Origin of the sequence: Echinicola salinicaeni, from assembly GCF_014280965.1 — a bacterium.
GTDB lineage: Bacteria > Bacteroidota > Bacteroidia > Cytophagales > Cyclobacteriaceae > Echinicola > Echinicola salinicaeni.
In genome coordinates this window covers 738,255-755,852 of the sequence record NZ_JACODZ010000001.1, presented here as the reverse complement: position 1 = coordinate 755,852, position 17,598 = coordinate 738,255, and the positions used below count along the sequence as shown (strand labels likewise).

Annotated in this window: 15 protein-coding genes; 2 read left to right on the top strand and 13 right to left on the bottom strand. The window is 38.8% G+C overall.

Annotated features, from left to right (window positions below):
* Window positions 1-7: 7 nt before the first annotated feature.
* Window positions 8-364, bottom strand: coding sequence for a Spx/MgsR family RNA polymerase-binding regulatory protein (locus tag H7U17_RS03170; protein WP_186754728.1), 357 nt, complete (start codon window positions 362-364; stop codon window positions 8-10).
* Window positions 365-507: 143 nt separating this feature from the next.
* On the opposite strand from H7U17_RS03170, the gene H7U17_RS03165 reads away from it, so the two are divergent.
* Window positions 508-1,551, top strand: coding sequence for a DUF3667 domain-containing protein (locus tag H7U17_RS03165; protein ID WP_186754721.1), 1,044 nt, complete (start codon window positions 508-510; stop codon window positions 1,549-1,551).
* 34 nt (window positions 1,552-1,585) lie between these two features.
* Here H7U17_RS03165 and hemL read toward each other — a convergent pair whose 3' ends face one another.
* From hemL to H7U17_RS03105, 12 genes are all read right to left on the bottom strand, one after another.
* Window positions 1,586-2,878 carry a glutamate-1-semialdehyde 2,1-aminomutase gene (hemL, locus tag H7U17_RS03160; protein ID WP_186754719.1) on the bottom strand — a complete coding sequence of 431 codons (1,293 nt, stop codon included), beginning with the start codon at window positions 2,876-2,878 and terminating at the stop codon, window positions 1,586-1,588.
* An 8-nt stretch (window positions 2,879-2,886) separates the two neighbouring features.
* Window positions 2,887-4,551 carry an ABC transporter substrate-binding protein gene (locus tag H7U17_RS03155; RefSeq protein ID WP_186754717.1) on the bottom strand — a complete coding sequence of 555 codons (1,665 nt, stop codon included), beginning with the start codon at window positions 4,549-4,551 and terminating at the stop codon, window positions 2,887-2,889.
* Between the two features lie 208 nt (window positions 4,552-4,759).
* A complete protein-coding gene (gene guaA / locus H7U17_RS03150; protein ID WP_186754715.1) occupies window positions 4,760-6,289 on the bottom strand; it encodes a glutamine-hydrolyzing GMP synthase in 1,530 nt (509 codons plus the stop codon).
* A gap of 168 nt (window positions 6,290-6,457) precedes the next feature.
* Window positions 6,458-7,864 (bottom strand): Gfo/Idh/MocA family protein, encoded by a 1,407-nt coding sequence (locus tag H7U17_RS03145; RefSeq protein ID WP_186754714.1) that lies wholly within the window; start codon window positions 7,862-7,864, stop codon window positions 6,458-6,460.
* Window positions 7,865-7,939: 75 nt separating this feature from the next.
* Window positions 7,940-8,869, bottom strand: coding sequence for an amidohydrolase family protein (locus H7U17_RS03140; RefSeq protein WP_230981240.1), 930 nt, complete (start codon window positions 8,867-8,869; stop codon window positions 7,940-7,942).
* A gap of 57 nt (window positions 8,870-8,926) precedes the next feature.
* Window positions 8,927-9,751 carry a class II fructose-bisphosphate aldolase gene (locus H7U17_RS03135; RefSeq protein ID WP_186754710.1) on the bottom strand — a complete coding sequence of 275 codons (825 nt, stop codon included), beginning with the start codon at window positions 9,749-9,751 and terminating at the stop codon, window positions 8,927-8,929.
* Window positions 9,752-9,759: 8 nt separating this feature from the next.
* On the bottom strand, window positions 9,760-10,704 hold the full coding sequence (locus H7U17_RS03130) for a carbohydrate kinase family protein (RefSeq protein WP_186754708.1): 945 nt from the start codon (window positions 10,702-10,704) through the stop codon (window positions 9,760-9,762).
* Window positions 10,697-11,620 carry a 1-phosphofructokinase family hexose kinase gene (locus tag H7U17_RS03125; RefSeq protein ID WP_186754706.1) on the bottom strand — a complete coding sequence of 308 codons (924 nt, stop codon included), beginning with the start codon at window positions 11,618-11,620 and terminating at the stop codon, window positions 10,697-10,699. The genes H7U17_RS03130 and H7U17_RS03125 overlap by 8 nt, the downstream gene beginning before the upstream one ends.
* A gap of 6 nt (window positions 11,621-11,626) precedes the next feature.
* Window positions 11,627-12,796, bottom strand: a complete 1,170-nt coding sequence (locus tag H7U17_RS03120; RefSeq protein WP_186754704.1) for an SIS domain-containing protein — start codon at window positions 12,794-12,796, stop codon at window positions 11,627-11,629.
* 473 nt (window positions 12,797-13,269) lie between these two features.
* On the bottom strand, window positions 13,270-14,337 hold the full coding sequence (locus tag H7U17_RS03115; protein WP_186754702.1) for a zinc-binding metallopeptidase family protein: 1,068 nt from the start codon (window positions 14,335-14,337) through the stop codon (window positions 13,270-13,272).
* Window positions 14,338-14,394: 57 nt separating this feature from the next.
* The gene (locus tag H7U17_RS03110) at window positions 14,395-14,778 is read right to left on the bottom strand and encodes a four helix bundle protein (protein ID WP_186754701.1); all 384 of its coding nucleotides are present in this window, start codon (window positions 14,776-14,778) and stop codon (window positions 14,395-14,397) included.
* Between the two features lie 56 nt (window positions 14,779-14,834).
* The gene (locus tag H7U17_RS03105) at window positions 14,835-16,418 is read right to left on the bottom strand and encodes an acyl-CoA carboxylase subunit beta (protein WP_186754700.1); all 1,584 of its coding nucleotides are present in this window, start codon (window positions 16,416-16,418) and stop codon (window positions 14,835-14,837) included.
* A gap of 192 nt (window positions 16,419-16,610) precedes the next feature.
* On the opposite strand from H7U17_RS03105, the gene H7U17_RS03100 reads away from it, so the two are divergent.
* A complete protein-coding gene (locus H7U17_RS03100; RefSeq protein ID WP_186754699.1) occupies window positions 16,611-17,567 on the top strand; it encodes a Ppx/GppA phosphatase family protein in 957 nt (318 codons plus the stop codon).
* Window positions 17,568-17,598 lie beyond the last annotated feature (31 nt).

The following is a 17,598-nucleotide window of genomic DNA, read 5'->3' as shown; positions in this document are numbered from 1 at the left end:
CCAGGTTTTATTTTTTACTTAATATTTCATCTTTTTTAAAACCAGCTTGGATATCACCATCAGGAAAAACCATTACCGGTCTTTTTATCATGCTACTATTTTTTGACAATAAAGGGATAGCACTTGAGGCTGATTCTGCTTGGACCTTTTCTTCATCACCCAACTTTCTATAAGTAGTTCCTCGTTTATTCAACAAAACTTCCAATGGAATCTTGGAAAGAAAGGATTCTAAAAGTTCAGCTGTTGGTTGCTCCTTTTTATAATCATAAAAGTCATACTCCATCCCATTTTCTTCGAGCAACTTAAAAGTTTTCTTCATTGTATCACAATTCTTGATACCATATACTTTTATCTTTTCTTGCATATATTTTCTATTTTGATGCTAATTATTTAATCAAAAGTAATAGACCAGCTATTTCCGGGCAATTATTTGATTAAAATATCCAATATATAAGTTGAAGAATAATCATTATCAAAATATCTGAGCAAAGCACTTATTTGTATTGAATGAAAAAGAACAGAAAATTAACCCATTGCCTAAATTGTAATCAAAAGTTAAGCAATGAGGACAATTACTGCCCTCATTGTGGTCAGGAGAACATGGACAAAAATGTTTCTATCGGACTTTTTATCAAGGACTTTTTCTCCAATTATATCAGCTTCGAAACCAAACTTTTCAGAACAATTCCCATTTTTATCAGCCAACCAGGAAGACTGAGTATTGAATTCAACGAGGGAAAAAGAACAAAATACATTCATCCCATCAGAATGTACCTCATACTATCTCTTTTCTATTTTTTCATTATCAGCAGCCTAGTCCCAAAAAACCTGATGGACAAGGCCATTAACCTCAATTCCTCTCCTCCTGATTCTACAACATCAACAGCAATCAATATCACAGACTCTATAAAGCAAAAAGAAATTCAGAAGTTGAATAAAACCTTTGGAGATGTAGATACTGACAGCCTAACGAAGGAACTTAATCTACCTGATTCATTAGCATCTTCTCCACTACCTAGCAAGTCAGCTTGGCAAGAATTAAAAGTAGCAGCGCAAGATGAAGACATCTCAGACAGTGCTTTCATGGATATGCTTCATAACAAATACAATTTCATGACTGACCTGGACAATACAATTATTCGAAATTTCATTGCCAACTCCAACCTCTTCTTTATCGAATCAGCTAAAAACCTTCCCTTAATGATGTTTGTGCTGCTTCCCTTTTTTGCATTATACATGAAGCTTTTATACATAAGGAGCCCTAATTTCTATGTAGAACATTTAGTTCAAGGCCTCCATTTGCACAGTTTTGCCTACCTAATTTACGGTCTTGGTCTATTATTGATAAAATTCACTTCTGGAATAGGCGAAGGAACCTTTTGGTTTTGCTTTATTGCAGTAAGTACCTATACATATATATCCCTACTTAAAACTCAAAAACAAGGTTGGTTCAGAACCTTGTTGAAATTCTGGTTATTAGGGCTATTCTATTTCATCACCCTGTTCATTGCTATTTTGGCTGAACTCTATCTTTCCTTATTATTAGTATAAAAAAAGCCAGTTCAATTGAACTGGCCTAAATTCCTTACGAATGTATCTCTTTGAGTGATTCCTCATTGGCCTGAATAATATGTTCAATATGTTCATGTTTCAAAGAAGTCGAGAGAAATAAACTTTCAAACTGCGAAGGAGCTAAATAAACTCCTCTTTTCAACATTGCTTGAAAATATTTCCCAAACAGTGGTGTATCAGACTCCTTGGCTGATTCAAAATCCGTAATCTCTTTGTTTGTAAAAAACAGACTATACATACTACCCAAATGGGTAACCGAATAATCTAATCCAAGCTTGTCCAAACTTCCCTTTACACCGGCAACTATGGCATCTCCCGTTGCCTGCAAATCATCATAAATAGATGGTGTATCATGCAAATACTGCAACATGGCCATTCCAGCTGCCATTGCGATAGGATTTCCAGATAGCGTTCCTGCTTGATAAACTGGCCCGGTAGGAGAAACAAACTCCATGATTTCCTTCTTGCCGCCATAAGCTCCCACTGGCATACCTCCACCGATAATCTTACCCATGGTAGTTAAGTCAGGAGTAACGCCGAACACTTCTTGAGCACCACCTTGTGCAAGACGGAAACCGGTCATAACTTCATCAAAAATCAATACAATCCCCTCTTCATCACAGACTTTTCTCAAGCCCTCCAAGAAACCTTCTTTAGGCAATACAAGCCCCATATTACCGGGAACAGGTTCCAAAATAATTGCAGCCACTTCATTTTTATTGGCCGCAACCAATTCTTTAACTGCTTCAAGGTCATTATAAGGTGCTAATAAAGTATCTTTTGCAGTACCCTTGGTGACGCCGGGGGAATTTGGTTCTCCCATTGTAATCGCTCCAGAACCGGCAGCAATCAAAAATGAATCACCATGTCCATGGTAATTACCTTCAAACTTAATAAACTTATCTCTGCCTGTGTATCCCCTTGCAAGCCTAACTGCGGACATCGTGGCCTCAGTTCCGGAATTAACCATTCTGACCTTATCCACAGACGGAACCATCTTGGTGATCAGTTCAGCAATCTCAATTTCCTTGGAAGTAGGTGCCCCAAAAGAAGTTCCATCCTCCATGGCCTTAATGATTGCCTCTTTGATCAATGGATGATTATGACCTATAATCATTGGCCCCCAGCTATTGATCAACTCAATAAATCGATTACCATCTTCATCAAAAAGGTACGGGCCATCAGCTTTTTTTATAAACAATGGGTCACCACCTACTGCTTTAAATGCTCTTACAGGAGAGTTTACCCCTCCAGGAATAAAATTCTGCGCGTTAGCAAAAAGCGTCTTACTATTATTGATATTCATCAAATCTATTATTTAATTTCTTCCAGTTTTCCTTCATTCAATTTCAATACAGGAACGTATAGGTTAGACTGGCTGTTTCTAAAATTCAAGCCAAAACTTAAACTTCCTTTAACCATACCATTTCGGTTCAAATTTCCCCTAAAATCAAAGCCCCTCTGCTCGTTAATAGTATTAGCTACCCAATTCATCAAATCATAACCCACATATGCATTGGAGCCTGGGTAGACATGGTAACGCTCAAAAAAATGGAACCTATAATCCTCAACTGACTTTTTGGATAAATCAATAGTGTTGTTTCCTACGAAGTACAGCTCATTACCTTCCAACATATCAAAATTGGCAAAATTAAAATACAACCAACTATCCATAACAATAATAGGAATCGCTGTATTCTGGGATTCCAATAACGAAAGTGTTGGTGAGGCTATATAAGGATCATCTGAGAAAATAACAATCTCATCCACTCTAGGGGTCTCTCCAGGCCTAATCCCAACATCTTCCATAAAATCCCTTATATTACTGGAGTTGACCTTTTGGTTGAACACCACTCTATATCCCCTTCTTGAAGCCTCTGCAGCAAATTCCCTCGCCAATATCTCATCTCTCGTCGAACCAGAATAAGCTAAAGCTATACGGTTTCCACTTATATGTGTTTTTCCATAGTTCAATATTTTTTCTACTATCACTTTCGTGGAAGGTCTAAAAAGATAGGCATAGTCCATTCCGTCAAAGCCATCAGTAATATTTGAAAGAGGATTGATAAATGGAATTTTATTTACCTGAGAAAAACCAGCAACAATCTCAGTTTCTTCCGGATATAATGGACCTATTATAACATCAGCCTTTAAAAAAAATGGATCAGTCAATATTTTCCTTACAACCTCATTTTTTCTTTCCGTATCAAAAGTTTTGACCATTATATCCACACCTTGTGAGCGAGCATTTTCTATTGCCAAATTGATACCTTGATATAATTCAAAAATAAAATTGTTTCCCTCAAGGTTCCTTACTCCAGTTCCTCCTTGGTAATTGAATGGTAATATAATCGCAATGTCTAAGGTTTGATTCTCAATTTTGGCAGCATTACCTTCTCCACCACCCATATCAATATTCTCCATTTCAGCGAGAATCTTTTTTTCAATCCCGGTCAACACTGATTGGCTAAGCAACTTTTCTTTAAGTGCCAATACATAGCCTTTATTTTGCTTAAACGCCGTCCAATGAGCCGCTAAAAAACTAGTGGTAGCATTATTACTTAAATAATCATAGCTAGCCTTAAACCCCTCCTCTTTAAGCTGCTCGCCATCAATTTTATTGATTTCACTTAATCCAGCATAAGCCTCATTTTGGGCAAAATAAACCAATGCCAATAAATATAACCCATCATCTTCACGCTCCCAGTTATAATTACCCAGCAAATCACCCAAAGTGGCCTGAGCCAATTGGTATTGATTATTTTTATAAGCAGACCTAGCAAAATGGTAGCGGGCATATAAGGACAAATTCCCATATTCTTTATAATTCAAATATGGTCTGAGCTGCTCCATTGCTTCTTCTTGGTTTCCAAGATCGATTAAGCGTACGGCACTACTATATCCCTCTCCTTTTTGTTGGGCCATTGCCGGTAATTGCAAAAAAAGCCCTAAAAGTAATATTAAATAATGTTTTTTCATGGGTAAGATAAACTTAGAATGATTTGCCGGAACCAAAGGAAAACTCCCTTAAAAGGTTTGAGCAGAAATCAATTGGCTGCTCATAATAAGCCCTGTTCCTGAACGGCTTGAATCAAATTTTATACCTGTTTTTGAAGGTTTACGAATTTAATTGATTTTGATACAAAACCAGATAAAAAAAGCCTGATTTACACCAGGCTTTTTAATTTTATTCCCACTCAATGGTGGCAGGTGGCTTAGAACTGATGTCATAAACAACCCTGTTCACCCCTTTTACTTTATTTATAATTTCATTGGAAATCAAACCAAGAAATTCATAAGGCAAATGCACCCAATCCGCAGTCATTCCATCCACAGAAGATACTGCCCTTAAAGCAACCACCTTTTCATAGGTTCTTTCATCTCCCATCACCCCTACAGACTGTACAGGTAGCAATATAGCACCAGCTTGCCATACCTCGTCATACAAACCATGGTCTTTCAAACCTTGGATAAAAATATGATCCACTTCTTGAAGCGTTGCCACTTTCTCTTCCGTTATATCACCTAAAATCCTAATTGCCAAACCAGGCCCTGGAAAAGGGTGTCTCCCGATAATTGCTTCAGGGATTTCTAACGCCCTTCCAACAGCCCTTACTCCATCCTTAAACAAGGTATTCAAGGGCTCTACCACCTTTAATTTCATAAAGTCTGGCAAACCTCCTACGTTGTGGTGAGATTTGATAGTAGCTGATGGACCATTTACAGACACAGACTCTATTACATCTGGATAGATCGTACCTTGCCCTAACCATTTCACACCGTCAATTTTGTGTGCTTCATCATCAAACACTTCGATAAAGGTATTCCCAATGGCTTTACGCTTATCTTCAGGATCTGTCTTCCCTTTCAAAGCATCATAAAAACGTTGCTTGGCATCTACGCCAATCACATTCAATCCCAAGTCCTTATAGGACTCAAGAACTTCTTCATATTCATTTTTCCTGAGCAAACCATTATCAACAAAAACACAGGTAAGGTGGTCACCGATGGCTTTATGAATCAAGATGGCAGCTACTGAAGAATCTACGCCACCAGACAGTCCCATCACTACTTTATCATTCCCCAACTTCTCTTTCAAGCCCTCAATGGTAGCGTCAATAAAAATGTCTGAAGTCCAATCCTGACTGCATCCGCAAATTTGAACCACAAAATTCCTCAATAGGTTTTTACCTTCCAAAGAATGGGTTACTTCAGGGTGAAATTGAATACCATATGTCTCTTCATTCTGTACTTTAAAAGCAGCCACCTTAACAGACGGTGTGCTCGAAATGACATCAAACCCTTCCGGTAATTCCTTAATGGTATCACCATGAGACATCCATACTTGGGAATCATAGGATACTTCATGGAATAAGTCCACATGCTTATCTATATAACTAAGATTTGCACGACCATATTCCCTGATCTCAGACGGAGCTACTGAGCCTCCATATTTCTGAGCCAATAACTGGGAGCCATAACACACTCCCAATAAAGGAAGTTTTCCACGGAATTGATCGAGGTCCAAATCTGGAGCCCCTTCATCCCTAACCGAACAAGGGCTGCCGGACAAAATCACTCCTTTTATGTCTGAAGTAATTTCTGGGATGTTATTGAATGGATGAATTTCACAGTAAACATCGAGTTCTCTTACTCTTCTGGCTATAAGCTGCGTATACTGGGAACCAAAATCTAGGATTAATATCTGTTCTGCCATGCGCAAAGTTAACCACACTTAAAGAAATGAAAAAATAGTTTCATGAAATTTCGAAATAATATTTGGATTTATATTGACAAAAAACTTACCCAAACCCTAGCCCAATTATCAAAAAAGTCCCAGCTTACACAGCCAGGACTCTATCAAAAAGAAAATTTTATATTTTGATTATACTACCACTTTAGTAGTTCCACCACCTTTAAGAGTGATGTCTACTGGTGTATTATCTTTCCATGCTCCGCCGGTAAAGTCTGGGACATCAATAGAGGTAGCTCTATTCGCTACAGACCATTCAGACAATGGAGAAATAGCACTCCAAAGGGCTGCATCATAAACATCTTGATCCAATGGAAGTCCATTTCTAAGGCAATCTACCAATCTCCAAGTCATCATGAAGTCCATGCCTCCGTGACCACCGATTTTCTTGGCCATCTCACCTACTTTTTTGGTGATTTCTGGAGTGTACTTTTCCTTAAGATCATTCATTTGCTCTTCAGTGAACCATCTGTGTCCAGTAGCTACACCTTCCTTAGGCCATTTCCTTGCAATTCCCTTGGTACCACTAACCAAATGGATTCTTGAATAAGGTCTTGGAGAAGTCACGTCATGTTGGATCATAATAGAACGACCTTTCTTGGTTTTCACCATAGTGGTATTCATATTACCTCTATAATCCTCTTCAGCAAAAGAAGCAAAGAAATTATCCTCTTCAGCTAGTTCCTGAGCATGCTTTTTCATCATGAAGTCATTACTTGACAAAGAAGTCAAATAATCCATTTGGTCACCTCTGTTGATATCCATGATCTGACAGATTGGCCCCAATCCATGAGTAGCATAAAGGTTACCATTTCGGAAGTTTTCCTTTAATCTCCACATATCTTCATAGCCAGTTTTGCTGAAGTTCAAACCTAGCAAATCATGCAAGTAAGCGCCTTCCCCATGAACGATATCTCCGAAGAAACCATCTCTGGCCATATTCAAAGTCATCATTTCGAAGAAGTCATAGCAGCAGTTCTCCATCATCATGCAGTGCTTCTTAGTGCGCTCAGAAGTCTCCACCAATTCCCAGCATCCTTCCAAAGTAGTCGCAGCTGGAACCTCGATAGCAACGTGCTTATCTGATTCCATTGCATATACGGCCATTGGTACGTGCCAATCCCATGGAGTAAGGATGAAGATCAAATCAATATCATCTCTGTCTACCATTTCTTTCCATGCGTATGCAGATCCAGAATAAGTATCAGGATTGTGAGCTGTACCTTTTAATTTTGCCTTCATCTTGTCTACCTTTTCAGGAACAAGATCACAAATACCTTTTATTTCTACACCTTGTATTTTGCTCATACGCTCTACGTGACCTGGACCACGCATCCCCAAACCGATGAACCCTACTCGAACTACATCTAGTTTTGGAGCTGCATAACCAGACATATTAAAGCGCTGGTTAGCTTTTCTTTTGCTTTGTTGTAATACATTATCCATTTCGGCTTGAGTGAAGCCACTCATGCCTGCTCCTACCAACCCCATGCCTGCCAAACCAGACAGCTTAAGAAAGTCTCTTCTATTATTGCTCATTTTATAATATGGTTAGTGTAAATTTTTCATTTTTTAATTCTTCCTTGCTCAGATTGATAGGATATTGTAAACACCCTATTCACTGAACCTGTAAACCCTGGCTGCATTGGAATAAAATATCTTTTCCAAAACTTCCTCTGGCAAAGCTAATCCTTTAAAAGTCCCTGAAAATTCAGGAGCTTCCAATTCCTTTTCCGTTGCAAAGAAGTCCCAGTGGAATTTCCACAAATGCTCCAACCTATCCGCCACACCTTGCTCTCCAAAAGAGCCATCGTCGATTACATCTGTACCGTAAATGATCCTGTCCTGGTACTTGATCATGAAGTTCCTCACGTCCTCCCATCTCTCTTTGGATTGCAATTGCAAATGACAAACTCTTTCCGCCAAGTCTGTGAGCAAGTTAGGATATTTATCCATTCGCTTACTTACTTCATCAATGCTGTATTCCATGCTTAGCAAGTGAAGCCCCACAAAATTAAGCTTCGGATACTTTTCCAGCATATTATCCCTGGCATCCATTTGTGCCATATAAGAAGGATATTCTGGATGAAGGTACATGTGATATTCTGGATGACCCTGAAAATAATTTCTGTCTGAATCAACGGTCATTTCCTCCAGAGGCAACCAACAGTTCCTTGGCTCTCCCTGATGACCAATCAAAAGGATCTCATTTTCTTCCAAATACTTGAATATGGGTGCTAAACTTTCATCATCGATCATGATAAACCTACCATCTTTATCCTGTAAGTCCATCCCGATATTTTTCCAGATTTTTACGCCTACGGCACCATTGTCCAGACCTCTTTGAATTTGTGCAATGGCCTTATCAGCCCAATCAGGCTCTCCCCAATTCTCCGTAGAGAAGGAAGTAATATATTTGATCTGATTGGGATACTTTTTATCCAATTCCTTTATCACCTTCTCTTGTCCCTCAATAGAATCAAAGAAGGGAATTTCGGTAATAATGGAAAGAAACGATACCCCATGCGCTAACGCTTTTTCCATTTTTTGGGTGGAAGTAGTGTTCAGATGTACGTGGGCGTCAATAAAGGGGCGTATCATTTACTTATCGTTTTTCATTATTTCCAACTTCTTCGTCACCAAACCAGTAACTGCTTCAGTCGCCTTAGGGAATACTTTTCTAAGGTCAATCTCCTCATTTTCTTTCAATAATTGCTGAAGCGTTTTCATGAAGATATTTTTGATTTCTGTAGCAAGGTTTACCTTACAGATACCTTTTGAAATTGCTTCACGCAATTGCTCTTCTGGAACTCCTGAACTACCATGCAAAACCAAAGTTGAAGGTGTCGCTGCAGCGATTTCTGTCAACAAATCAAATTGTAATTTAGGCTCTTCTTTATAGAAACCATGGGCAGTACCAATGGAAATGGCCAAAGCATCTACTCCCGTTTGCTCAACGAATGTACTCGCTTCTTCAGCAGTAGTAAAACCCTGATGCTCATGAGATTGACCCAATTTAGCCACATAGCCCAATTCTGCCTCCACATGCGCTCCATACTTATGGGCTCTTTTAACTACTTCTTGAGTGATTTTAACATTCTCATCAAATGGCAATTCACTACCATCTATCATGACGGAATCAAAACCAGCATCCAAGCAAGCCTGAGCCAAATCAACTGATCCACCATGGTCAAGGTGAATCCATCCTTTCACTCCATATTGCTCCAATGCCGCTCTACCCATAGCTACAGCAGTATTTAAGCCCATATAGTCAATTGAACTTTGGGTCAATTGAAGAATGATAGGCTCATTCAAAGCTGAAGCTGCTTTTAAAACACCCTGAAGCGTTTCAAGGTTGTAGAAGTTTGTTGCTAAAAGCCCACGTTTCTGCGTGGTGAACTCTCTTAATTGATCTTTTATTTTCATTTTGACGATTAAATTTCTTGATTTAAAATACTCTTGGCCCTACTTTTTAAGTTTTCCATATTATCAAAAGCACCGGTTCCTCCCGCCGCAGTTGTATTAAGCGCTCCGGTCAGATTGGCAAACTTCAAGCATTCTCCCCAATCATTTCCCTGTAAAAACTTACAGATAAAACCTGCATTGAAACTATCTCCAGCTCCAATAGCATCAACAAATTGATCATTGATATAAGGTTCTGCCTTGATAATCTCTCCTTTATGATATACCAACCCGCCTTTTATCCCCATCTTTAGGGCTATAATATTGGCGTGGTCTTTCAGTTCTTCCAAAGCTTCATCTACCTCAGTTTTTCCAGTAAGAGAAAGTAACTCTGATTCATTCGGTAGAAATATATCCACATAAGGCAAACAGGACTTATAGTCAAAATCCCACTGGTCATCCGGATCTACTTGAAGATCCAGTGAAGTGCTCATCCCAGAGGCCTTTGCTTTTTTAAATATTTCCGTGATATCTTTTTGAATTCCTTTTTGAAGAAAATAGTTGGACAAATGAAAATGCTTGTACTCCGATACCTTTTCCCAAGGAATATCTTCTATGGTCAAGTCTTCCATAGCCCCACAATAAGTCACATTCGCTCTGTCCTGATCATAATTCATCACTACTGTCAAGCCTGTCTTGAACGCTTTGGACACTGAAATATGATCAACTCCTACCTTCTTGTTTCTTAAGGTTTCACAAACGAATTGTCCAAAATCATCATTCCCCACTTTTCCACAAAAGGATGTTTGGATTCCAAGCGTAGCAATATTGGAAGCAAATATCGCGGAAGAACTCCCTAAAGTAACATCCATCTTTTCTGCTACCTTTTCTGAACCCATTTCAGGAAATCCTTTGATTTGATTTAGGATCAAATCTATATTCAATTCACCTACTACTAAAAGATCTTTTTTATGCATAGCTTAATTCTTTAATTGACACCTTAGGAAGTAAAGCCTCTACATCAGAGCTATATAACATTCCTAAATCCTTTCTGAGACAATTAGCAGCTCCAAAAGCAACTCCATGCCGAGCAATCTCCTCAACAGAAAGCCCTTGATTCACCCCATAGGCTATCCCAGCAGTTAAACAATCTCCACTTCCAACAGTACTTACCACCTTATCAATCACTACATTGGCATGAATTATCTTTCCTAAATAGCCAAGATAAAGTCCTTCCTTTCCCCGGGTAAGTGCTACCAAATCTACTTTCTCACTTAAAACCTGCATGGCCTCCAAAGGATCATCCTTTCCACAAAGCTCCTTTGCTTCATGTTCATTGAGATGCAATCCAAAAAAACCTCTTTCCAGCGCATTGGCAAGTTGTATACCACTACAGTCCAAAATGACTTTTTTGCCTTTTTCTTCTGCTATAGCTGTCATTTCCGCATAAGCAAATGCCGGGCTTCCTTTAGGCCAAGACCCAGAAAGGACTGCAAGACCGGCATTATCCAAATGCTCGCTGAAGTTTTTTATAAATGCAAGATACTGCCCCTCATTTAACTCAGGACCTGGCTCCAACAATTCTGTATGATGCAAATCCTCATCCTCTGAAAGAAAGGTATAACACTTTCTATTTGCTCCTGCCAATTCAGGCCCAAAGCTTTTCATTCCCAATTCTTCACAAAACTCCCTTATCCATTTACCTGAATGTCCAGCCCAACTACCCAATAAATCAGTTTTTGCACCAAACTCATTAAGGGCCATGGCTACATGAACACCTTTTCCTCCTGCAAACTCCTGTAGTTTCGTTATCCTATTGGCAACACCCAGTTCCATCGTATTCAACCATGCATAAGTATCGACTGAAGGATTAGGACAAACTGAAAGGATCATGTCAATTTACTTTTTGTATATAATTACTCCTTGAACTACCCTGCTGATCGCTCCACTTACAGAAGGATTATCAGGTTGCAAGCCTAATTGAAGACATTTATAAAAACCTAATAACTGCCCTACCATGGTAGCAGGCAACACATTGAATACGGCATCCTCACCAGCTCCTTCAACAGGTATATTCAAAATAGAATTATACTCTTCTACATTTTCGCCACCGAAACAAACGGTTTTAATATCTCTTTTATCCTGTCCGATACTCAAAGCCAAATCATTTTCATATTTGGCGACATGGGCATCTTTTGCAAATAAATACACTACCAAAGAATCCTCATTGGCCACTGCCCTAGGTCCATGCCTGAAACCTAAGAAAGAATCATGCTTACAAACCACTTGACCATCTGTAAGCTCCTGTAATTTCAAATGACACTCTCTTGACACACCTAGCATTGAACCCGATCCAAGGAAAATCACTCTTTTGAAATCACGTTCTGCCAAAGCCTCAAAATCTTCCAATTGATTATGAAGAATATGATTAGCAGTAGCAACAGCATTATCAAAAGCTGGTTTTAACTTATCCAATTCTTTAATTCCCGCAACCATCAACACCGTCAATAACATAGAAGTAAAACTTCCTGTCATTGCAAGACTATTGTCATTTGCTGCTTCAGGCAATACAATTGCCAAACAATTCCCTTCACACTCATTTGCATAAGCCGCCAATTGCCCCTCAGCATTACATGTAATGACCAAATGATATATTTGATCACAAAACTTATCTGCCAATCTTACCGCTTCCACACTCTCTGGACTATTTCCTGACCTTGCAAAAGAAACTAGAACTGTTGGTGTACCAGCCATGAAAAATAATTCCGGATGCGTCACCAAATCGGTAGTCGCAATGGCCTGGGTCAATACTCCGGTTTTTTGCTGAACGATTCCCTGAGCTGATTCTCCGATAAACGCTGATGAACCTGCCCCAGTCAATATTATCCTTGCATTACCATTTTCAAAAATTGGATCAACAAAATCCTGGATCTTCTCCTTCATTTGATCCACTTGTTCATAAACTTGGCTCCATAGCTCTGGCTGCCCAGCTATTTCCTTTGCTGTGTGAAATGCCCCTTTTTTCTCTGCTAACTCAGTATTAAGGGTCAAATAAGTGGTTTGTATCATATCTATTTTTTCTATAAAATCAAATTAATCGGCAACCTCACATAAGCAATACCTTCAACAGGAACCTACTAATTATCTTTGGGTTACAAAACCTATCAGAAATTAATCCCTATTTAATTTTGCTTTCGTTTCATAACTACTTCAAATTAAACGAAATAAAATGAAACAAAAAAATTTCAATACGTTTTTAACAAAGCTTAAAATATTGACACAAGCCCCTACACTTCCCTCCCAGCCATATACTTAAGGAATCAAAACGGGGATTCACCTGCGCTATTGCTTAAAGCAAGACAAAATCACTTCAATTCATCCTTTTTTATTAAGCGGCCAAAAACCAATAAAAAAACCATTTTTTGGAATAATTTATTTTCATTTTCTTACGTAGCAATAATATATCAGGACAAAACGTATCTATGCTAAAAAAAAAGGCAGCTATTCGCTGCCCTGCATACTATTTACAAAAGCATGGTATATTAATCGATATATTTAAAGTTGAATTCGGGATCCAGATCGTCTAAAAATGCCATAATCAAATCAATCACTGACTCAATATCCTTTTTACTTGCTGTTTCCACAGTAGTATGCATGTATTTTAAAGGAAGGGAAATCAATGCCGAGGGAACCCCATCATTGGAATAGGCAAAAGCATCCGTATCAGTACCTGTACCTCTGGAAGCTGCTGCCCTTTGGAAAGGCAAATCTCTTTTCTTAGCTGAATCAATAATTAAATCCAACAGCTTCTTATGTACAGAGGCGCCATAAGTCAGTACAGGCCCATTACCCGCTACCTGTTCTCCACTTTTAACTTTATTGTACATGGGAGCGGTAGTATCATGACAGACATCCGTAATAACAGCCACATTAGGCTTGATCTTGGCAGCAATCATCTCAGCACCTCTGAGCCCTATCTCTTCTTGTACTGCATTTACTATGTACAAACCAAACGGCAATTCTTTTCCGCTATCCTTTATTTTTTTGGCCACTTGCGCAATCATATAACCTCCAATGCGGTTATCTAATGCCCTGCCAGCATAAAATTTTCCATTGAGATCCATCAACTCATCTCTAAAAGTCACTACACAACCCACATGAATTCCCAACTCCTCTACCTCATCTTTTGACCTGGCCCCAACATCAATAAAAATATTCTCCAAGCTTGGTTTGTCTTCCTTATCACCCTTTCGGACATGAATGGCAGGCCAACCAAACACACCTGGAATCATTTTATCATCAGTATGGATATTGACTCTCATGGAAGGAGCAATCATATGGTCTGAGCCTCCATTTCTTCGCACATAAAGATATCCCTCAGGAGTAATATAGTTTACAAACCAACTGATTTCATCAGCATGGGCCTCTATTACAACCTTAAAAGATGCTTCTGGATTGATAACCCCTACCGCTGTACCATAAGAATCAGTAAAATATTTATCTACAAAAGGTTTCAGATAATCCAACCAAATTTGCTGGCCAGAAGCCTCAAATCCCGTTGGAGAGGCATTATTCAAGTATTTATAAAGAAATTGTTCTTCCTTTGTCATAAAACTAAATTAAATGATATTTGATTATTTCGTTATTCAATTTTTTTGACTGCTCCGTTAATTAGGTGAATTTGTCACAACTTTTTTGTTCCTTTTTAATGAAGAGATATATCCATTTAAAAGTTTCAGGCAATCATAATGATACTCTCTATAACCCTTTAAGTTTTCCAAAGTAATCCAACCCTCATCATAAGCGACAATCATATGATCCAATGTTTCAAATAGCGCCCCTCTAGCTTGCCTACAAAATTGTATATTCTCCTCAAAGTGGGACCTACCGAAACCCTCCGCAATATTATTTCCTATAGACCTCGAAGACTTTTTTACCTGACTAATTAGTACAAATCTCTCTTCAACTGGAAAATCACTTATCATGCTAGAAACAAAAACCCTTAAGTCCCTAGCTTTTTCCCACACTTCGAGCTCTTCAAAACTATTCATAAATTAAAATATGTAAAAACTACTTAAACCATGACCCATGCCTCATTCACTTCATTTTATAAAGGAATATTCCCGTGCTTCTTTTTAGGTAGAACATCCACTTTGTTTTCTAACATTTTAAAACCCTTAATTAATTTAATCCTAGTATTTGAGGGCAATATCACCTCATCCACATACCCCCTATGTGCAGCCCTGTAAGGATTAGCGAATTTTTTGGTGTATTCATCGATTTTTTCCTGAAGCTTTTCTTCTGGATTTTCCGAATTGGCAATTTCCTTTTTAAAAATAATTTCCGCAGCTCCCTTAGCTCCCATCACTGCAATTTCTGCCGTTGGCCAAGCAAAATTCAGGTCTGCTCCGATATGCTTGGAATTCATTACATCATAAGCTCCTCCATAAGCTTTTCGGGTAATCACAGTGATTCGTGGCACTGTTGCCTCTGAAAAGGCATATAGCAGTTTTGCACCATTAGAAATAATACCATTCCATTCCTGATCCGTACCCGGCAAAAAGCCAGGCACATCAACCAACACCAGCAAAGGCACATTAAAGCAATCACAAAAACGAACAAACCTAGCTGCCTTTATAGAAGCATGATTATCCAAAACTCCAGCCAGTGATTGTGGTTGATTCCCCACTATTCCAATACTCCTACCTGCTATCCTGGCAAATCCAACCACCATATTATCTGCATAATTTTTGTGTACTTCCAAAAAACTGTTTTCATCCACTATACCCCTAACTACCTCACGCATATCATATGGATGATTCGGATTTTCCGGCACAATATTATCCAAAATTTTTCTTGTTTCATCCTTTTTCAATTCATATGGATAAACTGGAGCGTCATCCTCACAGTTTTGGGGGACATAACCTAAAAGAAGCTTTATGTTTTTTATACAATCCACTTCATTTGCACAGGAAAAATGTGTCACACCACTTTTAACACTATGTGCACTTGCCCCTCCAAGTTCCTCTGCAGTGACATTTTCCTGAGTAACTGTTTTTACAACATTAGGACCTGTAACAAACATATAAGAAGTTTCCTCCACCATCATGATAAAATCAGTTATAGCCGGAGAATAAACCGCTCCTCCTGCACATGGACCCATTATAGCTGAAATCTGCGGTATCACTCCTGAAGCCAAAGTATTCCTGTAAAAAATATCTGCATAGCCACCTAGTGAACTCACCCCTTCTTGAATCCTAGCACCACCAGAGTCATTTAAGCCTATTACTGGAGCACCATTCTTCATGGCCATGTCCATTATTTTACAAATTTTCTCGGCATGTGTTTCAGACAAAGAGCCCCCAAAGACTGTAAAGTCTTGAGAAAACACATAAACTAGTCTGCCGTTTACTTCTCCATAACCTGTAATCACTCCGTCACCCAAATAATATTCCTTATCCAACCCAAAATCCTTGCAACGGTGCATCTTAAATTTATCAATCTCTTGAAAAGTCCCTTCATCCATCAATAGATCCACTCTTTCCCTTGCAGTCAACTTGCCCTTTTTATGCTGAATAGCAATACGATCCTTACCTCCTCCTTCAAGGGCTTCCTCATTTTTCTTTTTCAATAAATCCAATTTCTCTTGATTTCCCGGAAGGGTGTATACTCCTTTAGTTGAACTTTTCATGGGTTTATGTTTAGTAGCTTTAACCAAATATAATCAGCAGGGCCTTATGGATGAAATTTCCCCCTTCATTATCCCAATAGAATAATTCACATCTCTCTAAAAGGCATTTACACTCTTTCTTTCATAAAGTCCGGCAATCACTAAGCTTTTTAAATAAACTTTTTATATTCGCACAACTAAAAGACGGGCGTAATGACAGATGCAAAGGCAGCCATCATTGATATGGGCACCAACACATTCCATTTGTTGTTGGTAGAATTTGACCAAGGCGGTTTCAAAACCATCTACAAGGAAAAGGTTCCAGTGAAAATTGGACAGCAGGGAATCAGTGAAAACAATATCCATCCGGATGCTGAAAAGAGAGCCCTAGACACCTTGAGCCATTTCAGAAAGCAAATTGACGCTAATGACATCCAACAGGTTTATGCTTTTGCAACCAGCGCAGTCAGAAATGCCCGAAATGGCAGCCAACTTGTAAAGAAAATTAAAGAACAGGTTGATATTAAAGTCAATGTCATTGATGGAGACCAAGAAGCTCAGTTGATCTACGAAGGGATTAACTTTAGTGGATCCTTGAATGCTGAAAACAGCCTAATGATGGATATAGGGGGAGGTTCCGTTGAATTTATTATTGGCAATGAAAAAGAAGCACTATGGAAACAAAGCTTTGAAATTGGCGGCCAAAGAATGCTTGACCTTTTCCATTATCATGACCCAATCCTCGGTGAAGAAGTGGTCAAACTCACCCAATACCTCAAAGAAAAATTAGGAGACCTAATTGCAGCCCTTGAAAAATTCACCCCCAAAAGGTTGGTAGGGGCTTCCGGGACCTTTGACACCCTTACGGATATGTATTATGCCTCTTCCAAGCTTTCAAAGATCCAAGGACAAAGTGTATTTCACCTCCCTAGGGCAGAATTCGAAATATTGGCCCAGAAGCTGGTCACATTGAATAAAGAAGAAAGACTTCAAATACCTGGCATGATCCCCATGAGAGTGGACATGATCGTGGTAGCTTCCTGCTTGATAGAATTTATCCTTCAATATGTGGATGCATCTGAACTAGTTTGTTCAAATTATGCTTTAAAGGAAGGTGTAATTTCCAGATTGATCAACAAGAACGAAATGCTGCCATGTACAGGCATGTAAAACACCAGACCAAATAATTTCAACTAATAGA